At 65.8% G+C, this 18,481-nt stretch carries 19 protein-coding genes and 2 tRNA genes; 14 read left to right on the top strand and 7 right to left on the bottom strand.

Translation table 11 applies throughout. The features are described from left to right. Window positions 1-8: 8 nt before the first annotated feature. Complete coding sequence (locus KYE46_RS08545; RefSeq protein WP_219004899.1) at window positions 9-2,507, bottom strand: ATP-dependent helicase; 2,499 nt, start codon at window positions 2,505-2,507, stop codon at window positions 9-11. A gap of 187 nt (window positions 2,508-2,694) precedes the next feature. Between KYE46_RS08545 and KYE46_RS08540 the strand changes: the two genes are divergently transcribed. Together KYE46_RS08540 and KYE46_RS08535 are read left to right on the top strand one after the other, a co-directional pair. After that, the gene (locus KYE46_RS08540; protein WP_219004898.1) at window positions 2,695-3,849 is read left to right on the top strand and encodes an alpha-hydroxy acid oxidase; all 1,155 of its coding nucleotides are present in this window, start codon (window positions 2,695-2,697) and stop codon (window positions 3,847-3,849) included. Window positions 3,850-3,892: 43 nt separating this feature from the next. Then, the gene (locus KYE46_RS08535) at window positions 3,893-4,273 is read left to right on the top strand and encodes a hypothetical protein (RefSeq protein ID WP_219004897.1); all 381 of its coding nucleotides are present in this window, start codon (window positions 3,893-3,895) and stop codon (window positions 4,271-4,273) included. 25 nt (window positions 4,274-4,298) lie between these two features. Here the strand turns inward: KYE46_RS08535 and KYE46_RS08530 are convergent, their stop codons facing one another. Next, window positions 4,299-4,739, bottom strand: a complete 441-nt coding sequence (locus tag KYE46_RS08530; RefSeq protein ID WP_219004896.1) for a BLUF domain-containing protein — start codon at window positions 4,737-4,739, stop codon at window positions 4,299-4,301. A 161-nt stretch (window positions 4,740-4,900) separates the two neighbouring features. Between KYE46_RS08530 and KYE46_RS08525 the strand changes: the two genes are divergently transcribed. The 7 genes from KYE46_RS08525 to KYE46_RS08495 all read left to right on the top strand — a co-directional run bounded on the left by KYE46_RS08525 (window position 4,901) and on the right by KYE46_RS08495 (window position 12,417). Then, window positions 4,901-8,341 (top strand): pyruvate carboxylase, encoded by a 3,441-nt coding sequence (locus tag KYE46_RS08525; RefSeq protein ID WP_219004895.1) that lies wholly within the window; start codon window positions 4,901-4,903, stop codon window positions 8,339-8,341. Window positions 8,342-8,604: 263 nt separating this feature from the next. After that, window positions 8,605-9,438, top strand: a complete 834-nt coding sequence (locus tag KYE46_RS08520) for a metallophosphoesterase (RefSeq protein WP_219004894.1) — start codon at window positions 8,605-8,607, stop codon at window positions 9,436-9,438. Window positions 9,439-9,764: 326 nt separating this feature from the next. After that, a tRNA-Gly gene (locus KYE46_RS08515) sits at window positions 9,765-9,839 on the top strand. 170 nt (window positions 9,840-10,009) lie between these two features. Then, a complete protein-coding gene (locus KYE46_RS08510) occupies window positions 10,010-10,426 on the top strand; it encodes a VOC family protein (protein WP_219004893.1) in 417 nt (138 codons plus the stop codon). A gap of 120 nt (window positions 10,427-10,546) precedes the next feature. Next, window positions 10,547-11,134, top strand: coding sequence for an imidazoleglycerol-phosphate dehydratase HisB (gene hisB / locus KYE46_RS08505; protein WP_219004892.1), 588 nt, complete (start codon window positions 10,547-10,549; stop codon window positions 11,132-11,134). A gap of 53 nt (window positions 11,135-11,187) precedes the next feature. Then, window positions 11,188-11,826 (top strand): imidazole glycerol phosphate synthase subunit HisH, encoded by a 639-nt coding sequence (gene hisH / locus KYE46_RS08500; protein WP_219004891.1) that lies wholly within the window; start codon window positions 11,188-11,190, stop codon window positions 11,824-11,826. A 150-nt stretch (window positions 11,827-11,976) separates the two neighbouring features. After that, window positions 11,977-12,417, top strand: a complete 441-nt coding sequence (locus KYE46_RS08495) for a hypothetical protein (protein WP_219004890.1) — start codon at window positions 11,977-11,979, stop codon at window positions 12,415-12,417. A gap of 82 nt (window positions 12,418-12,499) precedes the next feature. Here the strand turns inward: KYE46_RS08495 and KYE46_RS08490 are convergent, their stop codons facing one another. Then, window positions 12,500-12,889 (bottom strand): DUF2147 domain-containing protein, encoded by a 390-nt coding sequence (locus tag KYE46_RS08490; RefSeq protein ID WP_219004889.1) that lies wholly within the window; start codon window positions 12,887-12,889, stop codon window positions 12,500-12,502. Window positions 12,890-13,055: 166 nt separating this feature from the next. Between KYE46_RS08490 and hisA the strand changes: the two genes are divergently transcribed. Further along, on the top strand, window positions 13,056-13,772 hold the full coding sequence (hisA, locus tag KYE46_RS08485) for a 1-(5-phosphoribosyl)-5-[(5-phosphoribosylamino)methylideneamino]imidazole-4-carboxamide isomerase (RefSeq protein WP_219004888.1): 717 nt from the start codon (window positions 13,056-13,058) through the stop codon (window positions 13,770-13,772). Next, entirely contained in the window at window positions 13,769-14,131 is a 363-nt protein-coding gene (locus KYE46_RS08480; RefSeq protein WP_219004887.1) for a hypothetical protein, read from the top strand. Before hisA ends, KYE46_RS08480 begins: the two co-directional genes overlap by 4 nt. A gap of 162 nt (window positions 14,132-14,293) precedes the next feature. Here the strand turns inward: KYE46_RS08480 and KYE46_RS08475 are convergent, their stop codons facing one another. Further along, window positions 14,294-15,049: a hypothetical protein gene (locus KYE46_RS08475; RefSeq protein ID WP_219004886.1), complete on the bottom strand. Its 756-nt coding sequence runs from the start codon at window positions 15,047-15,049 to the stop codon at window positions 14,294-14,296. A gap of 132 nt (window positions 15,050-15,181) precedes the next feature. Here KYE46_RS08475 and hisF point away from each other — a divergent pair, with 132 nt between their 5' ends. After that, the gene (hisF, locus tag KYE46_RS08470; RefSeq protein WP_219004885.1) at window positions 15,182-15,943 is read left to right on the top strand and encodes an imidazole glycerol phosphate synthase subunit HisF; all 762 of its coding nucleotides are present in this window, start codon (window positions 15,182-15,184) and stop codon (window positions 15,941-15,943) included. Further along, window positions 15,940-16,248, top strand: coding sequence for a phosphoribosyl-ATP diphosphatase (locus tag KYE46_RS08465; RefSeq protein WP_219004884.1), 309 nt, complete (start codon window positions 15,940-15,942; stop codon window positions 16,246-16,248). Before hisF ends, KYE46_RS08465 begins: the two co-directional genes overlap by 4 nt. Window positions 16,249-16,287: 39 nt before the next feature. Here the strand turns inward: KYE46_RS08465 and KYE46_RS08460 are convergent, their stop codons facing one another. From KYE46_RS08460 to rlmB, 3 genes are all read right to left on the bottom strand, one after another. Next, window positions 16,288-16,758: a CoA-binding protein gene (locus KYE46_RS08460; protein ID WP_219004883.1), complete on the bottom strand. Its 471-nt coding sequence runs from the start codon at window positions 16,756-16,758 to the stop codon at window positions 16,288-16,290. 236 nt (window positions 16,759-16,994) lie between these two features. Next, the gene (locus tag KYE46_RS08455; protein WP_219004882.1) at window positions 16,995-17,318 is read right to left on the bottom strand and encodes a hypothetical protein; all 324 of its coding nucleotides are present in this window, start codon (window positions 17,316-17,318) and stop codon (window positions 16,995-16,997) included. 11 nt (window positions 17,319-17,329) lie between these two features. Further along, window positions 17,330-18,112: a 23S rRNA (guanosine(2251)-2'-O)-methyltransferase RlmB gene (gene rlmB, locus KYE46_RS08450; protein ID WP_219004881.1), complete on the bottom strand. Its 783-nt coding sequence runs from the start codon at window positions 18,110-18,112 to the stop codon at window positions 17,330-17,332. A gap of 131 nt (window positions 18,113-18,243) precedes the next feature. Between rlmB and KYE46_RS08445 the strand changes: the two genes are divergently transcribed. Further along, window positions 18,244-18,327: transfer RNA gene (locus tag KYE46_RS08445), tRNA-Tyr, on the top strand. Window positions 18,328-18,481: the final 154 nt, after the last annotated feature.

Here is an 18,481-nt window from a genome sequence, read left to right as displayed (position 1 = left end):
GCGGGGCTCTAGAACGGAACGTCGCCGTCATCCTGCCCGCTCTCCTGCCCCGCCGCGACAAGGAAGCGGCCGACAACGTGCTTGCTGCCCGCCTTCTCGAACTCGATCCCGAGCTTGTCGCCTTCGACCGAGACAACGGCGCCGTAGCCGAATTTTTGGTGAAAGACCCGGTCGCCGATGGAAAAGGCGCTGATCGCCTCGGCGTCGATGGTCATCGCCTTCGCCTCGGTCGGCTGGCGGGTGCCATATTGGCCCTGCCGCGCCTGCAGGCGCTTCCAGCCCGGCGAGTTGTAGACGTCAGCCCGCGCCGCTTTCTCGTGCAGGTTGGAGCCCGCCATATCCCGCTCGACCGGGCTGGCGCTGGCGCCCATGCCGCGCATCTGACCGCCCATGCCGCCCTGATGCCCGTAAAGGCCCGGCGGGGTGAGCACTTCGACATGATCCTCGGGCAATTCGTCGATGAAGCGCGACGGCATCTGGCTTTGCCATTGCCCGTAGACACGGCGGTTGCCGGCGAAAGAGATGGTGCAGACCTTCTCGGCGCGGGTGATGCCCACGTAGGCGAGGCGGCGTTCCTCCTCCAGCCCGCTCTGGCCGCTTTCGTCCATCGAGCGTTGCGAGGGAAAGAGGCCATCTTCCCACCCCGGAAGGAAAACGGCAGGAAACTCCAGACCCTTGGCGGCGTGGAGCGTCATCAGGGTGACCTTGGGTTCCTGATCGTCCTGCTCGTTGTCCATGATCAGGCTGACATGTTCGAGAAACCCTTGCAGGTTTTCGAAGTTTTCCAAGGCCTTGACCAGTTCCTTGAGGTTTTCCAGCCGGCCCGGCCCTTCGGGCGTCTTGTCGTTCTGCCAATGGGCGGTATAGCCGCTTTCGTCGAGGATGATCTCGGCCAGTTCCACGTGGCTCATGCCGAGCTGGCCGCCGACGGGCTCGACTTCCTCGTCGATCAGGTCATCCACCGGACCCACGGCGCGCAGTCCGCCGTTGAGATGCCCGCGCCAGCGCGCGAGGCCGTCGACCAACGTGCGCAGCTCGCGCCCGCCCTTGCCGCCGATGGCCTGCGTCTCGACGCAGAGCCGCGCGCCTTCCAGCAGGCTGACGCCGTTGCTGCGCGCCATGCGCTGGATTGTCTGCTGTGCCTTGTCGCCGAGGCCGCGCTTGGGGGTGTTGACGATCCGCTCGAAGGCGAGGTCGTCGTCGGGGCTGACCACGACGCGGAAATAGGCCATGGCATCGCGGATCTCCATCCGCTCGTAGAAGCGCGGGCCGCCGATGACACGGTAGGGCAGACCGATGGTGAGGAAGCGGTCCTCGAAGGCGCGCATCTGGTGGCTGGCGCGCACGAGGATGGCGATGTCGTTGGGGCCGATCGGGTCCATGCCGCGGGTGCCGTGGCCCATGGCCTCGATCTCCTCGCCGACCCAGCGGGCCTCCTCATCGCCGTCCCAATGGCCGATCAGGCGGACCTTCTCGCCGTCCTCGCCGTCGGTCCAAAGGGTCTTGCCGAGCCGCCCGCGGTTGCCCGCAATGACGCCCGACGCGGCGGCAAGGATGTGGCCGGTGGAGCGGTAGTTCTGCTCAAGCCGGACGACATGGGCGCCGGGAAAATCCTTCTCGAAGCGCAGGATGTTGCCCACTTCGGCGCCGCGCCAGCCGTAGATCGACTGGTCATCGTCGCCGACGCAGCAGATGTTCTTGTGCCCCGCCGCCAGCAGCCGCAGCCAGAGGTATTGGGCGACGTTGGTATCCTGGTACTCGTCCACGAGGATGTAGCGGAACCAGCGCTGGTATTGCTGCAGCAGATCCTCGTTCTCCTGAAAGATGCGGATGACGTGGAGCAGCAGGTCGCCGAAGTCGCAGGCGTTCAGCTCCTTCAGGCGGGTTTGATACTGGCCGTAGAGCTTCACGCCCTGGTTGTTGAAGGCGCCATGATCGGCAGAGGGTACCTGTTCGGGCGTCAAGGCGCGGTTCTTCCAGCCGTCGATCAGCGACCCCAACCCGCGCGCCGGCCAGCGCTTGTCGTCGATGCCTTCGGCCACGATCAGCTGCTTGAGCAGGCGATTCTGGTCGTCCATGTCGAGGATGGTGAAGTTGGATTTCAGCCCCACCAGTTCTGCATGACGGCGCAGGAGCTTGACGCAGATGGCGTGGAAGGTGCCGAGCCAGGGCATCCCCTCGGCCGGTTGCCCGAGCAGTGCGCCGACGCGGGTCTTCATCTCGCGCGCGGCCTTGTTGGTGAAGGTCACGGCGAGGATCTCGTTCGGGCGCGCGGTGCCGGTGGCCATCAGATGCGCGATCCGGGCGGTGAGCGCGCGGGTCTTGCCGGTACCGGCGCCCGCGAGCATCAGGACCGGGCCGTCGAGTTGTCGGACGGCGGCCTCCTGCGCCGGGTTCAGCCCTTCCATATAGGGGGCCGCGCCCTGCGGCGCCGTGGCCATGGCGCGGGCGGCAAGGGAAGAGGTGGCGGCGGCCTCGAAGGCGTCGGAATCGTCGAATTGGGTCATGGGGGCGAAGATAGTTCGGGACGCGCGGGAGGGGAAGGTTTGTTCGCAGATTGTTCCATTTGCGCGATATGTGGGTGGCCGGAGTGAGGGGCCAGCCCCTCACGCTCGCCGCCGTATTTGCGAAAAGATGAAGGCGGCGCGGTGAAAAGCGGTTGAGCTTGCGGGGGTTGCGGGGTTCTTTGTGGCCATGGTTCTACAATCGAAATACCCCGCCCTCAGCGATCTCAAGGCGCGTGCCCGACGGCGCATTCCGCATTTCGTCTGGGAGTATCTGGATTCCGGAACCGGGAGGGAAGAGGGCGCGGCGCGCAATCGGTCGGCTCTCGATGCGGTGCTGTTTCGGCCCGCGGCGCTTTTGGGCGAGATCGCGCCTTCGCTGCAGTGTTCGTTTCTCGGGCGCGACTATCCGGCGCCTTTCGGCATTGCGCCCCTTGGCATGTCGGGGCTGATCTGGCCGGGCGCCGAGCATATCCTGAGCGCTTTCGCTGCGCAGGCGGGCATTCCCTATTGCGTCTCGACCGTGGCGACGGTGGTGCCGGAGGATCTGGCGGGGACGATCGGTGAGCAGGGGTGGTTCCAGATGTATCCGCCGAAGTCCAAAGAGGTGCGTGATGACATGCTGCGCCGGGCGCGGGAGGCGGGGTTCCACACGCTGGTGTTGACGGTCGACGTGCCGGCCGCATCGCGGCGCGAGCGGCAAACGCGGGGCGGATTGGTGCAGCCGCCGCGCCTCACGCCGCGGCTGATGGCGCAGGTCGCGCGCTGTCCCGAGTGGTCGCTAGGCATCGCCTCGCGCGGCATGCCGCGGATGCGCCTGATGGACAGCTATGCCGAGGGGCTCGCCAAGGGGCCCCTGCCCTCCACCGCCCACGTGGGCTACCTGCTGCGCGCCGCGCCGGATTGGGACTACGTGGCCGCGTTGCGCGAGGCGTGGGATGGGCCGCTGATCCTCAAAGGGGTCTGCGAGCCCGAGGTCGCAGCGCGTGCGGGGACCGAGGGCGTCGATGCGATCTGGGTCTCGACCCACGCGGGGCGGCAGTTCGATGGGGCGCCGGGGGCCGCACGTGTCCTGCCCGAGGTGCGCGGGGCCACCGACTTGCCGATCATATTCGACAGCGGCGTGGAAAGCGGGCTCGACGTGATGCGCGCGCTGGCGCTCGGGGCGGACTTCGTGATGATGGGGCGGGCGTGGCACTATGCGCTCGGCGCCCTGGGCCGCGCGGGGCCCGGCCATTGGATGGAGGTCCTGACCCAGGACCTGGCGAGCAACATGGCGCAGATCGGCGCGCGGCGTCTGGACGATCTGAGCGGTCGGTTAATGGGCGATACACCAGAAACGTAAATAGGGGCTTAATCTCAAAGGTTAATGTTCCTACAACGTTCCCATGACCGAAGCTCAGGCCATTGCGATTCTCTGTGCCATGTTGGGTGGCGAGGCGGAACGGCGGGTGGATTACACCATCCACGCCGTGGCGACCCATGTGCGGGTCGATTGCCTGACCGAGACCCATGCGATCGAGATCGGCCTCGATCACACGCGCTCTTCCTACGACAGCCTCCACCAAGCGACGTTCAATGCCATGCAGACGGACCGCGCGCCGATGGTGATCCTGATCGACACAGACAATTACGAATCGCAATACGAGTACCAGATCGAGACGGTCGCCCGCGCCCATGGCGTTGATTATGCCGTCTGGGACGAGCATTACCTGATCCGCTGGCAGATGACGGCGCCGTTCCGGGCCTATCTGGAGCAGCACCGGTAACCGCTGCCTGTCGCCCCGAGCCGCGCTAACCGGTCGCCCGGGCGGGTAATTCCGCGAGCCCTGCGAGAAACGACCGGACTTGCTGGCGCACTTGTGGGTCGCGGCCTCGCCATCGGCTGTTGGAGGGGATGAGATCCTGCAGCGCCACCGCGCCCGCATAGGGCGTTTCCTCCGCACTCGCGCAGGCGCAGCACAGGCGCCAACTGGCGAAGGCGCGCTGCTTGCTGGCGCCGTGGTGCACGATGTTGAGCCCGACGTGGCGCGGGTCGATCGCGATGCGCGCCATCAGCGTCGACAAAACGGCCTCCTCCCCCTCCAGCACTTGAAAGAAGCGACGGTCGTGGAAGACCAGCAGGCCGGACACGGCGAGCTTGAGGTTGTTTCGCCGCGATACAGCATTGATCGCGGTCAACGTCTCCCTCCCGAAGCGGGAACTGGCGCGGCTGGTGAAGGTGACCCGGTACATTATCGCGCGTCTCGTGTGCTCATGGGCACGGAGCCTAGCCCGCAATTATTGACAAATCGTAACCGAAACACCCGATAGCGTCACAGGAGTGTCACCTTGCGGTTGCTTTCCCCGCCGCTCTCGCCATAGGTTTTGCTGCAACTGCGAAGGGGCATGGAAAAATGGCTGAATTCAAGAAAATCCTGATCGCCAACCGGGGCGAGATTGCGATCCGCGTGATGCGCGCGGCCAACGAGTTGGGCAAGCGCACCGTTGCCGTCTATGCCGAAGAGGACAAGCTTTCGCTGCACCGCTTCAAGGCGGACGAGGCCTACAAGATCGGCGAGGGGCTCGGCCCTGTCGCGGCCTACCTCAGCATCGAGGATATCATCCGTGTCGCCAAGCAATGCGGGGCGGACGCGATCCATCCGGGCTACGGCCTGCTGTCGGAAAACCCTGAGTTCGTAGATGCTTGCACCGAAGCGGGCATCGCGTTCATCGGCCCCCGCGCCGAGACCATGCGCGCCCTTGGCGACAAGGCCAGCGCGCGGCAGGTGGCGATCGAGGCCGGCGTACCGGTGATCCCCGCGACGGACGTTCTGGGCGACGACATGGCCGAGATCAAGAAGCAGGCGGCCGAAGTGGGCTACCCGCTGATGCTCAAGGCCTCCTGGGGCGGCGGCGGGCGCGGCATGCGTCCCATCGCGTCGGAGGAGGAGCTGGAGGAGAAGGTGCTGGAAGGCCGCCGCGAGGCCGAGGCCGCCTTCGGCAATGGCGAGGGTTATCTGGAAAAGATGATCATCCGTGCCCGCCACGTCGAGGTGCAGATCCTCGGCGACCAGCACGGCAATATCTACCACCTCTACGAGCGCGATTGCTCGGTTCAGCGTCGCAACCAGAAAGTGGTCGAGCGCGCCCCTGCCCCTTACCTCACCGACATGCAGCGCAATGAAATCTGCCTTCTGGGCAAAAAGATCTGCGAGCATGTGAACTACGAATGCGCGGGCACCGTCGAATTCCTCATGGATATGGACACCGGCGCTTTCTACTTCATCGAGGTGAACCCCCGCGTGCAGGTCGAGCATACCGTGACCGAAGAGGTCACCGGCATCGACATCGTGCGCGCCCAGATCCTGATTGCCGAGGGCAAGATGCTGGCGGGCGCGACGGGTGTCGCCTCGCAATATGACGTGAAGCTCGACGGCCACGCGGTGCAATGCCGGGTGACGACCGAGGATCCGACGAACAACTTCATCCCCGATTACGGCCGCATCACTACCTACCGCTCGGCCACGGGCATGGGCATCCGGCTGGACGGCGGCACCGCTTACGCGGGCGCGGTCATCACGCGTTACTACGACAGCCTGTTGACCAAGGTCACCGCCTGGGCGCCGACGCCGGACGCCGCCATCGCGCGGATGGACCGGGCCCTGCGCGAGTTTCGTATTCGCGGCGTGTCGACGAACATCGCCTTCGTCGAGAACCTGCTGAAGCACCCGACGTTCCTGAACTACCAGTATCACACCAAATTCATCGACGAGACGCCGGAGCTCTTCGACTTCCGCCCCCGCCGCGACCGTGCCTCGCGGCTGCTGCGCTACGTGGCCGATATCACCGTCAATGGTCACCCCGAGACCCAGGGCCGCCCGAAACCGGCAGCGGATCTCAAGCCTGCACGCGCGCCGCGCGTGCCGGTCGAGCCGCCCGCCGCGGGCACCCGCACGATGCTGGACGCCGAGGGGCCGGAGGCCGTGGCGCGCTGGATGAAGGATCAGAAGCAGCTTCTGATCACCGACACCACGATGCGCGACGGACACCAGTCGCTGCTGGCAACCCGGATGCGCTCGAACGACATGATCAAGGTGGCGCCGGCCTATGCCCATAATCTGCCGCAGCTCTTCTCGGTCGAATGTTGGGGCGGCGCGACCTTCGACGTGGCCTACCGCTTCCTGCAGGAATGCCCATGGCAGCGCCTGCGCGACATCCGCAAGGCCATGCCCAACATCATGACGCAGATGTTGCTGCGCGCCTCCAACGGGGTGGGCTACACCAACTATCCCGACAACGTGGTGCAGGGCTTCGTGAAGCAGGCCGCCGAAAGCGGCGTCGACGTCTTCCGCGTCTTCGACAGCCTGAACTGGGTCGAGAACATGCGCGTGGCGATGGACGCCGTGGGCGAGAGCGGCAAGATCGTGGAGGGCACGATCTGCTACACCGGCAATATCCTCGATCCCGAGCGGGCCAAGTATGACGTGAAATACTACGTCGAGATGGCGCGCGAGCTGGAGAAGGCCGGCGCCCATGTGCTCGGCCTCAAGGACATGGCCGGCCTGCTGCGCCCCGAGGCGGCCAAGGTGCTGATCCCGGCGCTGAAGGACGCGGTCGATCTGCCGATCCACTTCCACACCCACGACACCGCCGGCATTGCCGCGGGCACGATCCTCGCGGCCTCCGAGCATGGCGTGGATGCCGTCGACTGCGCGATGGACGCGCTCTCGGGCAATACCTCGCAGGCGACGCTTGGCACCATCGTGGAGAGCCTGCGCTTCACCGAGCGCGACACCGGTCTCGACATCGGCGCGATCCGCGAGATCTCCCGCTACTGGGAGGCCGTTCGCGCCCAATACACGGCGTTCGAGAGCGGCATGCAGGCGCCCGCTTCCGAGGTTTACCTGCACGAGATGCCCGGCGGCCAGTTCACCAATCTCAAGGCGCAGGCGCGCTCGATGGGGCTGGAGGATCGCTGGCACGAGGTGGCGCAGATGTATGCCGACGTGAACCAGATGTTCGGCGATATCGTGAAGGTAACGCCCTCCTCCAAGGTGGTGGGCGACATGGCGCTGATGATGGTCAGCCAAGGGCTGACCCGCGAAGAGGTCGAGGATCCTGCCGTCGATGTCTCCTTCCCCGACAGCGTCATCGGCATGTTGCGCGGCGATCTGGGCCAGCCGCCCAACGGCTTCCCCAAGGGAATCGTCAAGAAGGCGTTGAAGGGCGAGAAGCCGAGCACAGAGCGCCCCGGCAAGCGTCTGGAACCGGTCGACATCGAGGCCGCCCGCGCCGAGCTGTCCGCCAAGCTCGACGTCGAGATCGATGACGAGGATCTCAACGGCTACCTGATGTACCCCAAGGTCTTCACCGATTACGCCACCCGCCACGCCGAATACGGCCCGGTCCGCACCCTGCCGACGAAGACCTTCTTCTACGGCATGGACCAGGGCGAAGAGATCGAGGCCGAGATCGATCCCGGCGTGACCTTGGTGATCCGCCTCGTCGCCGTGGGCGAGACCAATGACGAGGGCGAGGTGCGGGTGTTCTTCGAACTCAACGGCCAGCCCCGGACGGTCCGCGTCCCCAACCGCCTGTCCTCTGCTGCCACGGCGAAACGCCCGAAGGCCGAGTTGGGCAACCCGAACCATATCGGCGCCCCGATGCCCGGCGTGGTGGCCAGCGTCGGCGTACAGGCCAGCCAGAAGGTCGCCGAAGGTACGCTCCTGCTGACCATCGAAGCGATGAAGATGGAGACCGGCATCCACGCCGACCGCGACGCCGTGGTCAAAGCGGTCCACGTGACCCCGGGTGGCCAGATCGACGCCAAGGACCTGCTGGTGGAACTCGAATAACCCACCGCCCCAATCGCGAACCTCGTACCGGCGCCGCAGATCCCCTCTGCGGCGCCGTCGCGTTTCAAACCATTAACGCACGCGCCCTGCCTCCCCTCGCATCACGCGCGCCCCTGCAAAATCTCAAGCACCCCGCTCCCCCTTCATCTTGGCCAATACAACTCATTCCATCACCCGCCGCGAGCGCCCGCGCCCGAGGTCACCCGCCCCGCGATCGACGGGTTTTTCTTGCCCAAGCCGCGCCCATCCGCCACGCTCACGACATGGAGGATCACTTCGACAAGGCGCTGATCTTTACCGATTTGCACATCACGCCGCCGGGCGAGACCATCATCGGCCTTGATCCCCTCGCGCGGTTTGCCGAGGGGCTGGCCCATGCCCTCGCGCGCCATCCTGATGCGCAACACATCATCCTGCTCGGCGATCTCGCCCACTCCGGCGATCCCGCCGCCTACGCGCGGCTAGTGCCGTTGCTGGCCGATTGTCCGATCCCGGTCACCGTGACGATGGGCAACCACGACCTGCGCGCGCCGCTGCGCGCCGCCTTGCCCGGCAGTTTCAACGCCGAGGGTTTTGCGCAGCACGCGCGTGATCTCGGGCCGTTGCGGCTCCTTGTGCTCGACACCCATGATTACGAGGATCGCGCGCCCCTGGAACAGGACGGTTGGCTGTGCGAAGCTCGGCTGGCCTGGCTGGACGCTGAACTGACAAGGGCGGCGGAGGACGGCAAGGATGTGGTCGTCTTCGCCCACCATCCGCCCTGCCCCGTGGGGTTCTGGGCGATGGATGCGATCGGGCTCGCCAACTCCGAGGCTCTGCTCAGCCGCCTCCACGCCGCCCCCCACGTCCGTCATCTGGTCTGCGGCCACATTCACCGCACGATCCACGCCAGCGCCGCCAATCCTGCCGGCGGTGCGCTGCCGGTGACGATCCTGAAAAGTCCCTGCCACCAGATCCCGATGATCCTTGGTCAAAGCACCTTCGCCGACAGCGTCGACGAGCCCGGCGCCTATGGCATCCTTCTGGCGCTGCGGAACACTGTCGTTGTTCATTCCGAAGATTTCGCGCTCTCGGACGGGTCGGTTCAGACCTATTGAGCGGGCACCGCGGCCGTCGCGTATCTGTCATGCGGCGGGAGGGGGCTCTGCCCCCACGGGACTTTCCCTTTGAGAAAGTCCCTCCCCCGGAGTTGTATGGGCCAAGATGAAGGGAGCGGGCGCGTATCTGTGCGGGGTCGCGCGGGGCGGGCTATGGGAGGCGGGCGCGGCAAATTGGGGGTTTGCAGTTTAAGTTTCTACTGCTGCGTCGACGTAATCCTACTTTGGTCACGGCCTTCGGGAGGGATTGTCGAAAATAATGGCGCGTTGGTGGAAAATTCTCTCTTGCACCCCCCGGGAACTATTTGTAGAGAACGCCTCACAGAGCGGGCGTAGCTCAGGGGTAGAGCATAACCTTGCCAAGGTTAGGGTCGGGCGTTCGAATCGCCTCGCCCGCTCCAATTTAAGCCACTCCTACCCCAGTGGTTTTCGATAGGGTCGCCCTCGGGCGGCCCTTCGTCGTTTCAGGGCTGATGTATGCGGCGCCGAATGACCGGAGCGCGCGACAGGGCCAATTTCTCCTGCTAGCCTTCGCGATGTTTACCTCGCCGCGCCCGCTTGGAGCTTGCCCATGATCGCCTATGTCACTGTCGGTGCCGATGACCTCGCCCTTGCGAAGCGCTTCTACACGGCGTTTCTGCCGCAACTGGGGTATGATCTTTCCGAGAGCCTTGAGGGGTTGAGCTTCGCTTTACCGTTCGATCCTGGGCAAGACCTCCGCCTGCCGGATTTTTACGTCAAACCCACCTTCGATGGCCGCCCTGCCTCTGCCGGGAACGGGGCCATGGTCGCTTTCGAGGCGCGCGATCAGGTGCAGGTGCGCGCGCTCCATGGCGCCGCTCTGGCCGCTGGTGGTAGCGATGAGGGGAAGCCGGGTTTTCGCGCCGCCTATGGCCCGCGCTTCTACGTCGCCTATCTGCGCGACCCGCAGGGCAACAAGATCGCCCTTTTCTCCAGCAACCCCGAGGATCCACAGCGCCCGGACTAGGCGCGGATGGCCCGGCCCGCGCCGCGCCACATCCCTGCCCCACTCCGCCCTTCCCCCCGCCGCACCGGGCCCCTATACACTGCCTCCAACACGAATGGCCGCGTCGACAGGAGAGGCCCCATGCGCACCGCCCAGATCAACCGCAAGACCGCCGAGACCGAGATCTCTGTCGAGATCACCCTCGATGGCACCGGCACCTATGACAATCAGACCGGGGTGGGCTTCTTCGACCACATGCTCGATCAGTTGGCGCGCCACGCGCTGATCGACATGAAGGTGCGCTGCGACGGCGATCTGCACATCGACGACCACCACTCGGTGGAGGACGTGGGCATCGCGCTCGGTCAGGCGTTGAGCGAGGCCATGGGCGACAAACGCGGCATCCGGCGCTACGGCGAATGCGTGCTGCCGATGGATGACGCCCGCGTGGCCTGCGCGCTGGACCTCTCGGGGCGGCCCTTCCTCGTCTGGGAGGTTGCGATGCCGACCCAGAAGATCGGCACGTTCGACACCGAGTTGGTGCGCGAGTTCTTCCAAGCCCTTGCCACCCACGGCGGCATCACCTTGCACATCACGCAGGCGGCGGGTTTCAACAGCCACCACATCGCCGAGGCCGCCTTCAAGGCCGTCGCCCGCGCGCTGCGCGACGCGCTGGAGGTAGACCCGCGCAAGGCCGATGCGATCCCTTCGACCAAGGGCAGCCTCTGAGCTTTGCTTCACAAGCCCCTGACAACACTCGATAACCTACGGGAAGATACCCCATGACGACGGTCCTGATCGATTACGACGCGGGCAACCTGCACTCGGCCGAAAAGGCGTTCCAGCGCATGGCGGTCGAGACCGGCGCCGGGGCGCTCGTCGTGTCCTCCGACCCCGATGTGGTGGCCAAAGCCGACCGGATCGTGTTGCCCGGTGACGGCGCCTTCCCCGCCTGCCGCCGCGGTCTGGCCCAGTTCGACGGTCTGGAGGAGGCACTGCTAGAAGCGGTCGAGCGGCGCGGTCGACCCTTCCTCGGGATCTGCGTCGGCATGCAGATGATGACCTCCTGGGGCCGCGAATACGAGGATGTGGCGGGCTTCGGCTGGATTCCCGGTGAGGTGACCGAGATCACCCCTGCCGACACGGCTCTGAAGGTGCCGCACATGGGGTGGAACGACCTCGTGATTGACCGCCCGCACCCGGTGCTTGACGGTGTAAGTACCGGCGACCACGCCTATTTCGTCCACTCCTATGCCATGCAACCCGCTGATAACGCGCATCTTCTGGCCCATGTGGATTACGGCGGACAGGTCACCGCCATCGTCGGGCGCGACACGATGGTGGGCATGCAGTTCCATCCTGAGAAGAGCCAGTCTTCCGGCCTTCGGATGATCGCCAACTTCCTGAATTGGCGCCCCTGAGAGGCCCCGCGCGCCTGTCCAATCGGACAGGTCATTTGCGGCACGCGGCCCGAGGTTTTTCCGCTGCTCCGGCCGATTGCCTCATGCACGCTCGCTCCGCGTGTCCTAGACTTCACAGACCCGTGAACCCAATCCTCAGGAGCATTTACCTTGATCCGTTTTCTCTTCGCCGCCCTGGCCCTCATCGGCCTGTCGGCCTGTACGCCCACCACCACCGTCGTCTACCCCGAGAACTACACCGCGGCGAATTGCTTTACCGGCACCTATGCCTTTGATCTAGAACTCGAAGTTCCGCCGGCCTATGGGCAGGTCCTCGCGCTGACGCAACATGCGCGGGACCGCGACGGCATCCGCACCGTCTGCCGCCTGGTGCCCGGCGCGAACCCGACACCCTTTGGCCAGGGCTACCCGATCTACTCGGGCGAAGTGGATGGCGGCCGCGACGGGCTCTGCGTATCGGCGCGGACATCGAGCGGCGGTCACATCCTGTCTTGCGCGCCCACCTCGCAGGTGCGCCGCGCGATGAACGCACCCGCCGGCACCCGCGCCTCGACGATCCGCCTGTCGCAATGGCAGGCCTACGGCGGCTAGGCGGGCTGGCCTCCATTTGCTCGGCAAAAACGAAAAAGGGCGGCCCCGAGGGACCGCCCTTTCTAATGCCAAGAGCCGCGCCTTACTGCACCCGCGTCCAGTTCTGACGCGCGCAGATCAACCCGCCCGCAACGCAGCCGCGCAGGGTGATCGCATTGCCGTTCACCGCCATGCGGCCGATGTAGACGCGGTTGTTGGAGGGCCGCCAGACCGAGCCCTCGTAGGTACCATCGCCGTTCGGCACCATGTCGATGACGATCTGCCGCCCGATGTTCTCGGACTGGTATTCGCCGCTGGAATTGAACGTGCGCGTGATCGTCCCGCAGACCGCGCCGCCGCAGGGTCCGAGCGTGACAAAGGCGTATGCGCCGTCGTCGACTTCCGTCTGCCAGACACCGTGGGCCGCATCCGCCAGCGCCGCACCTGCCATGCCGATCGTCGCGATACACGCGGCGAGAATGGTTTTCTTCATGTGATGATCCTCCCAAATCCTGATGCCCGGATCGTGCTCAGCGCGCGCGGCTCTGGCAAGCGTGACGTGACGGCGGCTTGCCCTTGCCTTGACGCCGAAGTTGAGAGAAGAACCGCCTCGTACAGACACTGCGTGCTGCCACCCGCGTTGCAAAGGAGCGCCACAGATGATTCTCTACCCTGCGATTGATCTCAAGGATGGCAATGCCGTGCGCCTTCTGCGCGGTGAGATGTCCGAGGCCACCGTCTTCAACACCGACCCCGCCGCACAGGCCCTCGCGTTCGAGCAGGCAGGCTGCCAATGGCTGCACCTTGTCGACCTGAACGGCGCCTTCGCGGGGGAGCCGGTGAACGGCGCTGCGGTGGAAGCGATCCTGAAGGCCACGTCGGTGCCGGCGCAACTGGGCGGCGGCATCCGCGACATGGCCACTATCGAGACCTGGCTGGAGAAGGGCATCGCCCGCGTGATCCTCGGCACCGCGGCCGTGGAAGATCCCGATCTTGTGCGCGAGGCCGCCCGCAGCTTCCCCGGCAAGATCGCCGTGGGCATCGATGCGCGCAAGGGCCGGGTCGCCACCAAGGGGTGGGCGGAAGAGACCGACGTCATGGTCACCGATCTTGCGAAAGCCTTCGAGGATGCCGGCGTGGCCGCGATCATCTACACCGATATCGACCGCGACGGCGCCATGGGCGGCCCGAACATCCAGGCCACGGCCGAACTGGCCCGCGCCACCTCGATCCCCGTCATCGCCAGCGGCGGCGTCTCCTCGATGCTGGACCTCGTCTCGCTCAAGGAGACCGGGGTGATCGCCGGCGCAATCTCGGGCCGCGCGCTCTACGATGGCGCGCTCGACCTGCGCGACGCGCTCGCCGCCCTCGCATGAGCGAGACCGTCGTCGGCACACTCGTTGTCCTCGGCACGCTCTATCTGGTCTGCGGGCTGTTCCTGCTCTGGGCGTGGTTCAGCGTCGATTACCGCCTGGCCCGCCTTCTGCGGTGGGGCGCGATCACCCCGGCCCTCTGGCTCACCCTGTGCTTCGCCGTGATGCTCTTTCTCGGCGAAAGTTGCACGGGCAATTGGCTCTACGGCTTCATCGACTGCCCATGGATCGATCCCGACACGGCGGATTGGCTCATCAGCCTGGGCTTTCTCAACTTCGCCTTCGCCACCCTCTACGCCCTCGGCCTCTTCCTCGTGGCCCTGGTGTCAGAGATCATCCTCCGCAGACGCCGCCGCCGCTAGCCGCGCGAGCGCGGGCCGATCCCATCCCCGGCACCGCGCATAAACAAACGCCACGGCCGCGGCCTCTCCCACCGCTCCCCCTTCATCTTGGCCAATACAACTCATCCTACCCTCGCCCCGAAAAGCAGCGCCTGCGGCTCCCCCTCGCCGTCCGCATACCCCCTATTCCCCTTGGATGTCCGTCAGCTCCTTCCGGCGACGCTCCCGCTCGGCGCGCAGGTTCATCTCCTCATGGAATATCCGCTTCAACTCCGCCTCCACCGCCGCGACGCGGACTGCCTTGCTGCCGGGCTTGGCGGGCTTGATCACCTCGCGCTTGCGGGTCTGGCGGGCCCACCGCTGTTCCTTCGGGATCTTCATCCGGAGCCCGTCGATGCATTCGTGGGTCGGCGTGACCTCGATGTCGAGGTAGGCCGGCAGCAACAGGAACACCCGGTAGCGGAGCAACGTCTGATCCCGCTCGTGAACTTCGAAAGGCTTGCGCAGCACCGTCACGCGAATATCGAGGCAGTATTTCGGCTTCAGTGGCGCGATCAGCACGTCGATATCGAAAGCCGCGTAGTGCACGCCGTACTTTTGCTGCAGGGCGGCGTCCAGCGCGAGCGGGCTGTCGAAGCCAGTATCCAGAACGAACTGGTCCCGCACGGCCTCGCTGCGCGCGCGCAGTTCGTCGTCCGTCAGCTTCGGCTTTTCCAGGGGCCAGTTCATCCCGTGAAAGAAGATGCCGGTCTCGGCCCGCAGGCTTTTCCGATAAGGGTCCGGGTCGCGTCCGCCCACGCAATCCCAGGTCATCTTCCGCCGCACGTGCTGCGCGGCGAGCCCCGCCTCCAGCCTGCGGTCCGTCATCCCATGTCTGCGTTCAAAATCCGCGTCGTGAGCCAAAAGACGCACCTTCAGATCGCCGATTTCGTCGTCCATGTCCCTGCCCCTCCCTGCATCCTGACGTCCGCAGCATACACGAAATCGGGCATTTCACCGAAACCCGCGCTCCGGTTTGCAAATCCCCCGGGCCTTGCCTAAGACGAGCCCCAGACAACCGGACAAGATCCCATGCTCAAAACCCGCATCATTCCCTGCCTCGACGTCGCCGAGGGCCGCACCGTCAAGGGCGTCAATTTCGTCGACCTGATCGACGCGGGCGATCCGGTGGAGCAGGCCCGCGCCTATGACGCGGCCGGTGCGGACGAACTCTGTTTCCTCGACATCAAGGCCACCCACGAGAACCGCGGCACGATGTATGATCTGGCCACCCGCACGGCCGAGCAATGCTTCATGCCGCTCACCGTCGGGGGCGGCGTGCGCACCGTCGACGACGTGCGCAACCTGCTGCTGGCAGGTGCCGACAAGGTCAGCTTCAACTCCGCCGCCGTGGCCGATCCCACCTGCGTGGCGCGGGCGGCGGACAAATTCGGCTCGCAATGCATCGTCGTGGCGATCGACGCCAAGACCGTGGCGCCGGGCAAATGGGAGATCTTCACCCACGGCGGCCGCAAACCCACCGGCATCGACGCCGTGGATTTCGCGCGCACCGTCGTGGCCCACGGCGCCGGAGAGATCCTGCTGACCTCGATGGACCGCGACGGCACCAAGGCGGGCTTCAATCTGCCCCTGACCCGCGCGGTCTCGGACGCTGTGCCGGTGCCGGTCATCGCCTCGGGCGGGGTCGGCACGCTCGATCACCTTGTCGAGGGCGTGACCGAGGGCGGCGCCTCCGCCGTTCTGGCCGCCTCGATCTTCCATTTCGGCACCTACACCATCGCCGAGGCCAAGGCCCACATGGCCGCGGCCGGCATCCCCGTGAGGCTCCCATGACCCCGTTGCAACAGCTTTCCGACACGATCGAGGCCCGCAAGGGTGCCGATCCCGAGACCTCATGGACGGCGAGGCTCCTCTCCAAGGGGCCCGAGAAATGTGCCGAGAAATTCGGGGAAGAGGCAGTGGAGGCGATCATCGAGGCGGTGAAGGGCGACCGAGAAAAGCTCACCGCCGAGGCCGCCGATGCGCTCTATCACCTGTTGGTCATGTGTGCCGCCCGTGACGTGAGCCTTGCGGACATCGAGGCAGAGCTTTCGCGCCGCCATGGCACCTCGGGCCTCGACGAGAAGGCCAGCCGCTGATCCCGCGATAAGCGCGCACGGCGAGGGCTACCGCCGCTCTCACAGCTTCGAGCTGATGATTCCGGTGTTGAACCCGCCCATCCGCAACTCTCCGAACAGCCGCTGATACTCGATCTTCGGGCAGCGATCCTGGATCACGGTCAGCCCCGCCGCCTCGGCCTTGGCAGCGGCCTCCGCGTGGGTCACGCCGATCTGCATCCAGATCACCTTGGGCGGCACATCCAGCGCCAGCGCTTCATCAACGATATCAGGCACATGCTCGGGGCGGCGGAAGATATCCACCACGTCCACCGGCCCCGCCCCGGCGAGGTCAGAGACGACCGTTTCACCGAACAACTCCTTGCCGGCGTGCACCGGGTTCACCGGAACGACCCGAAAGCCCTTCAGCTTCAGGTAGCGCGCCACGTAGTGGCTCGGGCGCACCGGGTTGGGCGAGACGCCTACGCAGGCGAAGCTGCGGGACTCGCGCAGCACCTGGCGCAAAAGATCATCGGAGGGTGTCACCGTCATGCCCCAAGCCTATCAGCAAAAAAAGACGCCCGCATCGGAATTTGACCGGCGGGCGTAGTTTCGGAACGAGGGACAGAGATGGGCGCGCAGGGTTCCGTCCCGCGCCGCCTGTCATTGCATATGGGGTGGTTTCGGCTGTCTTCCAGCACCTGCACAAAAATGTGAACGGATGCGGCGATGCTTCCACTTTGCTTTCACGCGCGCCCTCGCTCATCGAAAGAATCGCCTACCGCGCGTCAGTCAAAGATATCCTCGATCACGTCGAACGCTTCTTCCAGCGCCTTCTGCCACAGGGGCTTGCGGCGCTTCTTCCGCTTCTTCTGCGCCTTCTGGGGCCGCTGCGGCGCGCGGTCATCCGGGCGATGACCATGGGGCGCCACCCGCTCGGGCGAGCGTTTGACCTGCGCCCCCCGCGCCTCGGGCGGCTTCAGCCATTTCATCTCGTGCAAGGGCGCACCACAGGCCCCGCAGGCCAGCTCATGGCCATCCCGCGCCGTGGGCCGCAGCATCTGCCGCCGCCCGCAATAGCAGCAGGTCGCAATCTTGGTGGCGTGTGGCATCCTTGACCCCGTTAACTGTTTGTCAGGGCATATAGGGCCACGGCGGCAGCATTGGAGACGTTCAGCGACCCGAAGTCGCGGGCGAAGGGGACTTTTGCCAATTCATCGCACAGCCCGCGGGTCCGCTCGCGCAGCCCCGGCCCTTCGGCGCCCAGAACCAGCGCGATGTGGCTCTCACGGTGATGGCGGGCGACCTCGTCGATCGGCGCGGCGCCCTCCTCGGCCAGACCCACCATCCAGAAGCCGTCCGCCTTCAGCGCCTCCATCGCATCGCCGAGGTTGCCGACGCGCGCATAGGGCATCCGTTCCAACGCGCCCGAGGCGGTCTTGGCCAGCGCCCCGGTCTCCGGCGCAGAATGCCGCGCCGGGGCAATCACCGCCGTGGCCCCGAAGACCTCGGCCGAGCGCAGGATCGCGCCCACGTTATGCGGATCGCTCACCCGGTCGAGCATTACCACGACCGAGCGCGCCGCCCCGTCGCCGCGTGCCAAGGCGCGCCAATCGCCCCAATCGAGAGGTTTGACCTCCACCGCCGCGCCCTGGTGGACCGAGCCTTCGTCAAGCGGCACCGGAAACTTGCGCGGGTCGGCGATCTCGGGCTCGATCCCGCGCGCAGCTATCGCCTCGGAAAGCTTGCCCTGCGCGTTCAACAAGGTCACCAGCCGCAGCACTTGCCGGTCAGGGTTGGCCAGCGCATCACGCACCGCGTGCAGGCCGAACAACCAGATGGTTTCCGCTGCCGCCGCGCGCTTTCCGCGCTCCTTGTCGATCACCCAGGTTGGTTTCTTGGCCATGATACCCTCAGCCTTTTTCAGATGTTCACCTTGTTGCGCAGCACTTCCCCGAAGCGCAAGGCGCATTCCCGCTTGACCCCCCCGCCTGTGGTCGATATTCCGCGCTCACGCCGGAGAAATCCGGCCCCGGTGGGCGACAGGCCGCAAGGTGTGGCAGGGGACTGTAACTCCCTCGAGGCGACTCACGCCTGGTTCGATTCCAGGGTCGCCCACCATTCATTCCATACAATTAAAATGACGTGATCTACGCCCCTTCGGGCCACCATGCCGGCGGCATCGGGTCTGCAGACAACGGCCAATCCTCAACGGTTACAACCGCCGGCCCCGCGCGCCGCGCAATCAGAAACCGCGCCCGCACCTCACCCCACG

Source organism: Gymnodinialimonas ceratoperidinii, from assembly GCF_019297855.1.
GTDB lineage: Bacteria > Pseudomonadota > Alphaproteobacteria > Rhodobacterales > Rhodobacteraceae > Gymnodinialimonas > Gymnodinialimonas ceratoperidinii.
This window is presented reverse-complemented; position numbering and strand designations above follow the sequence as displayed.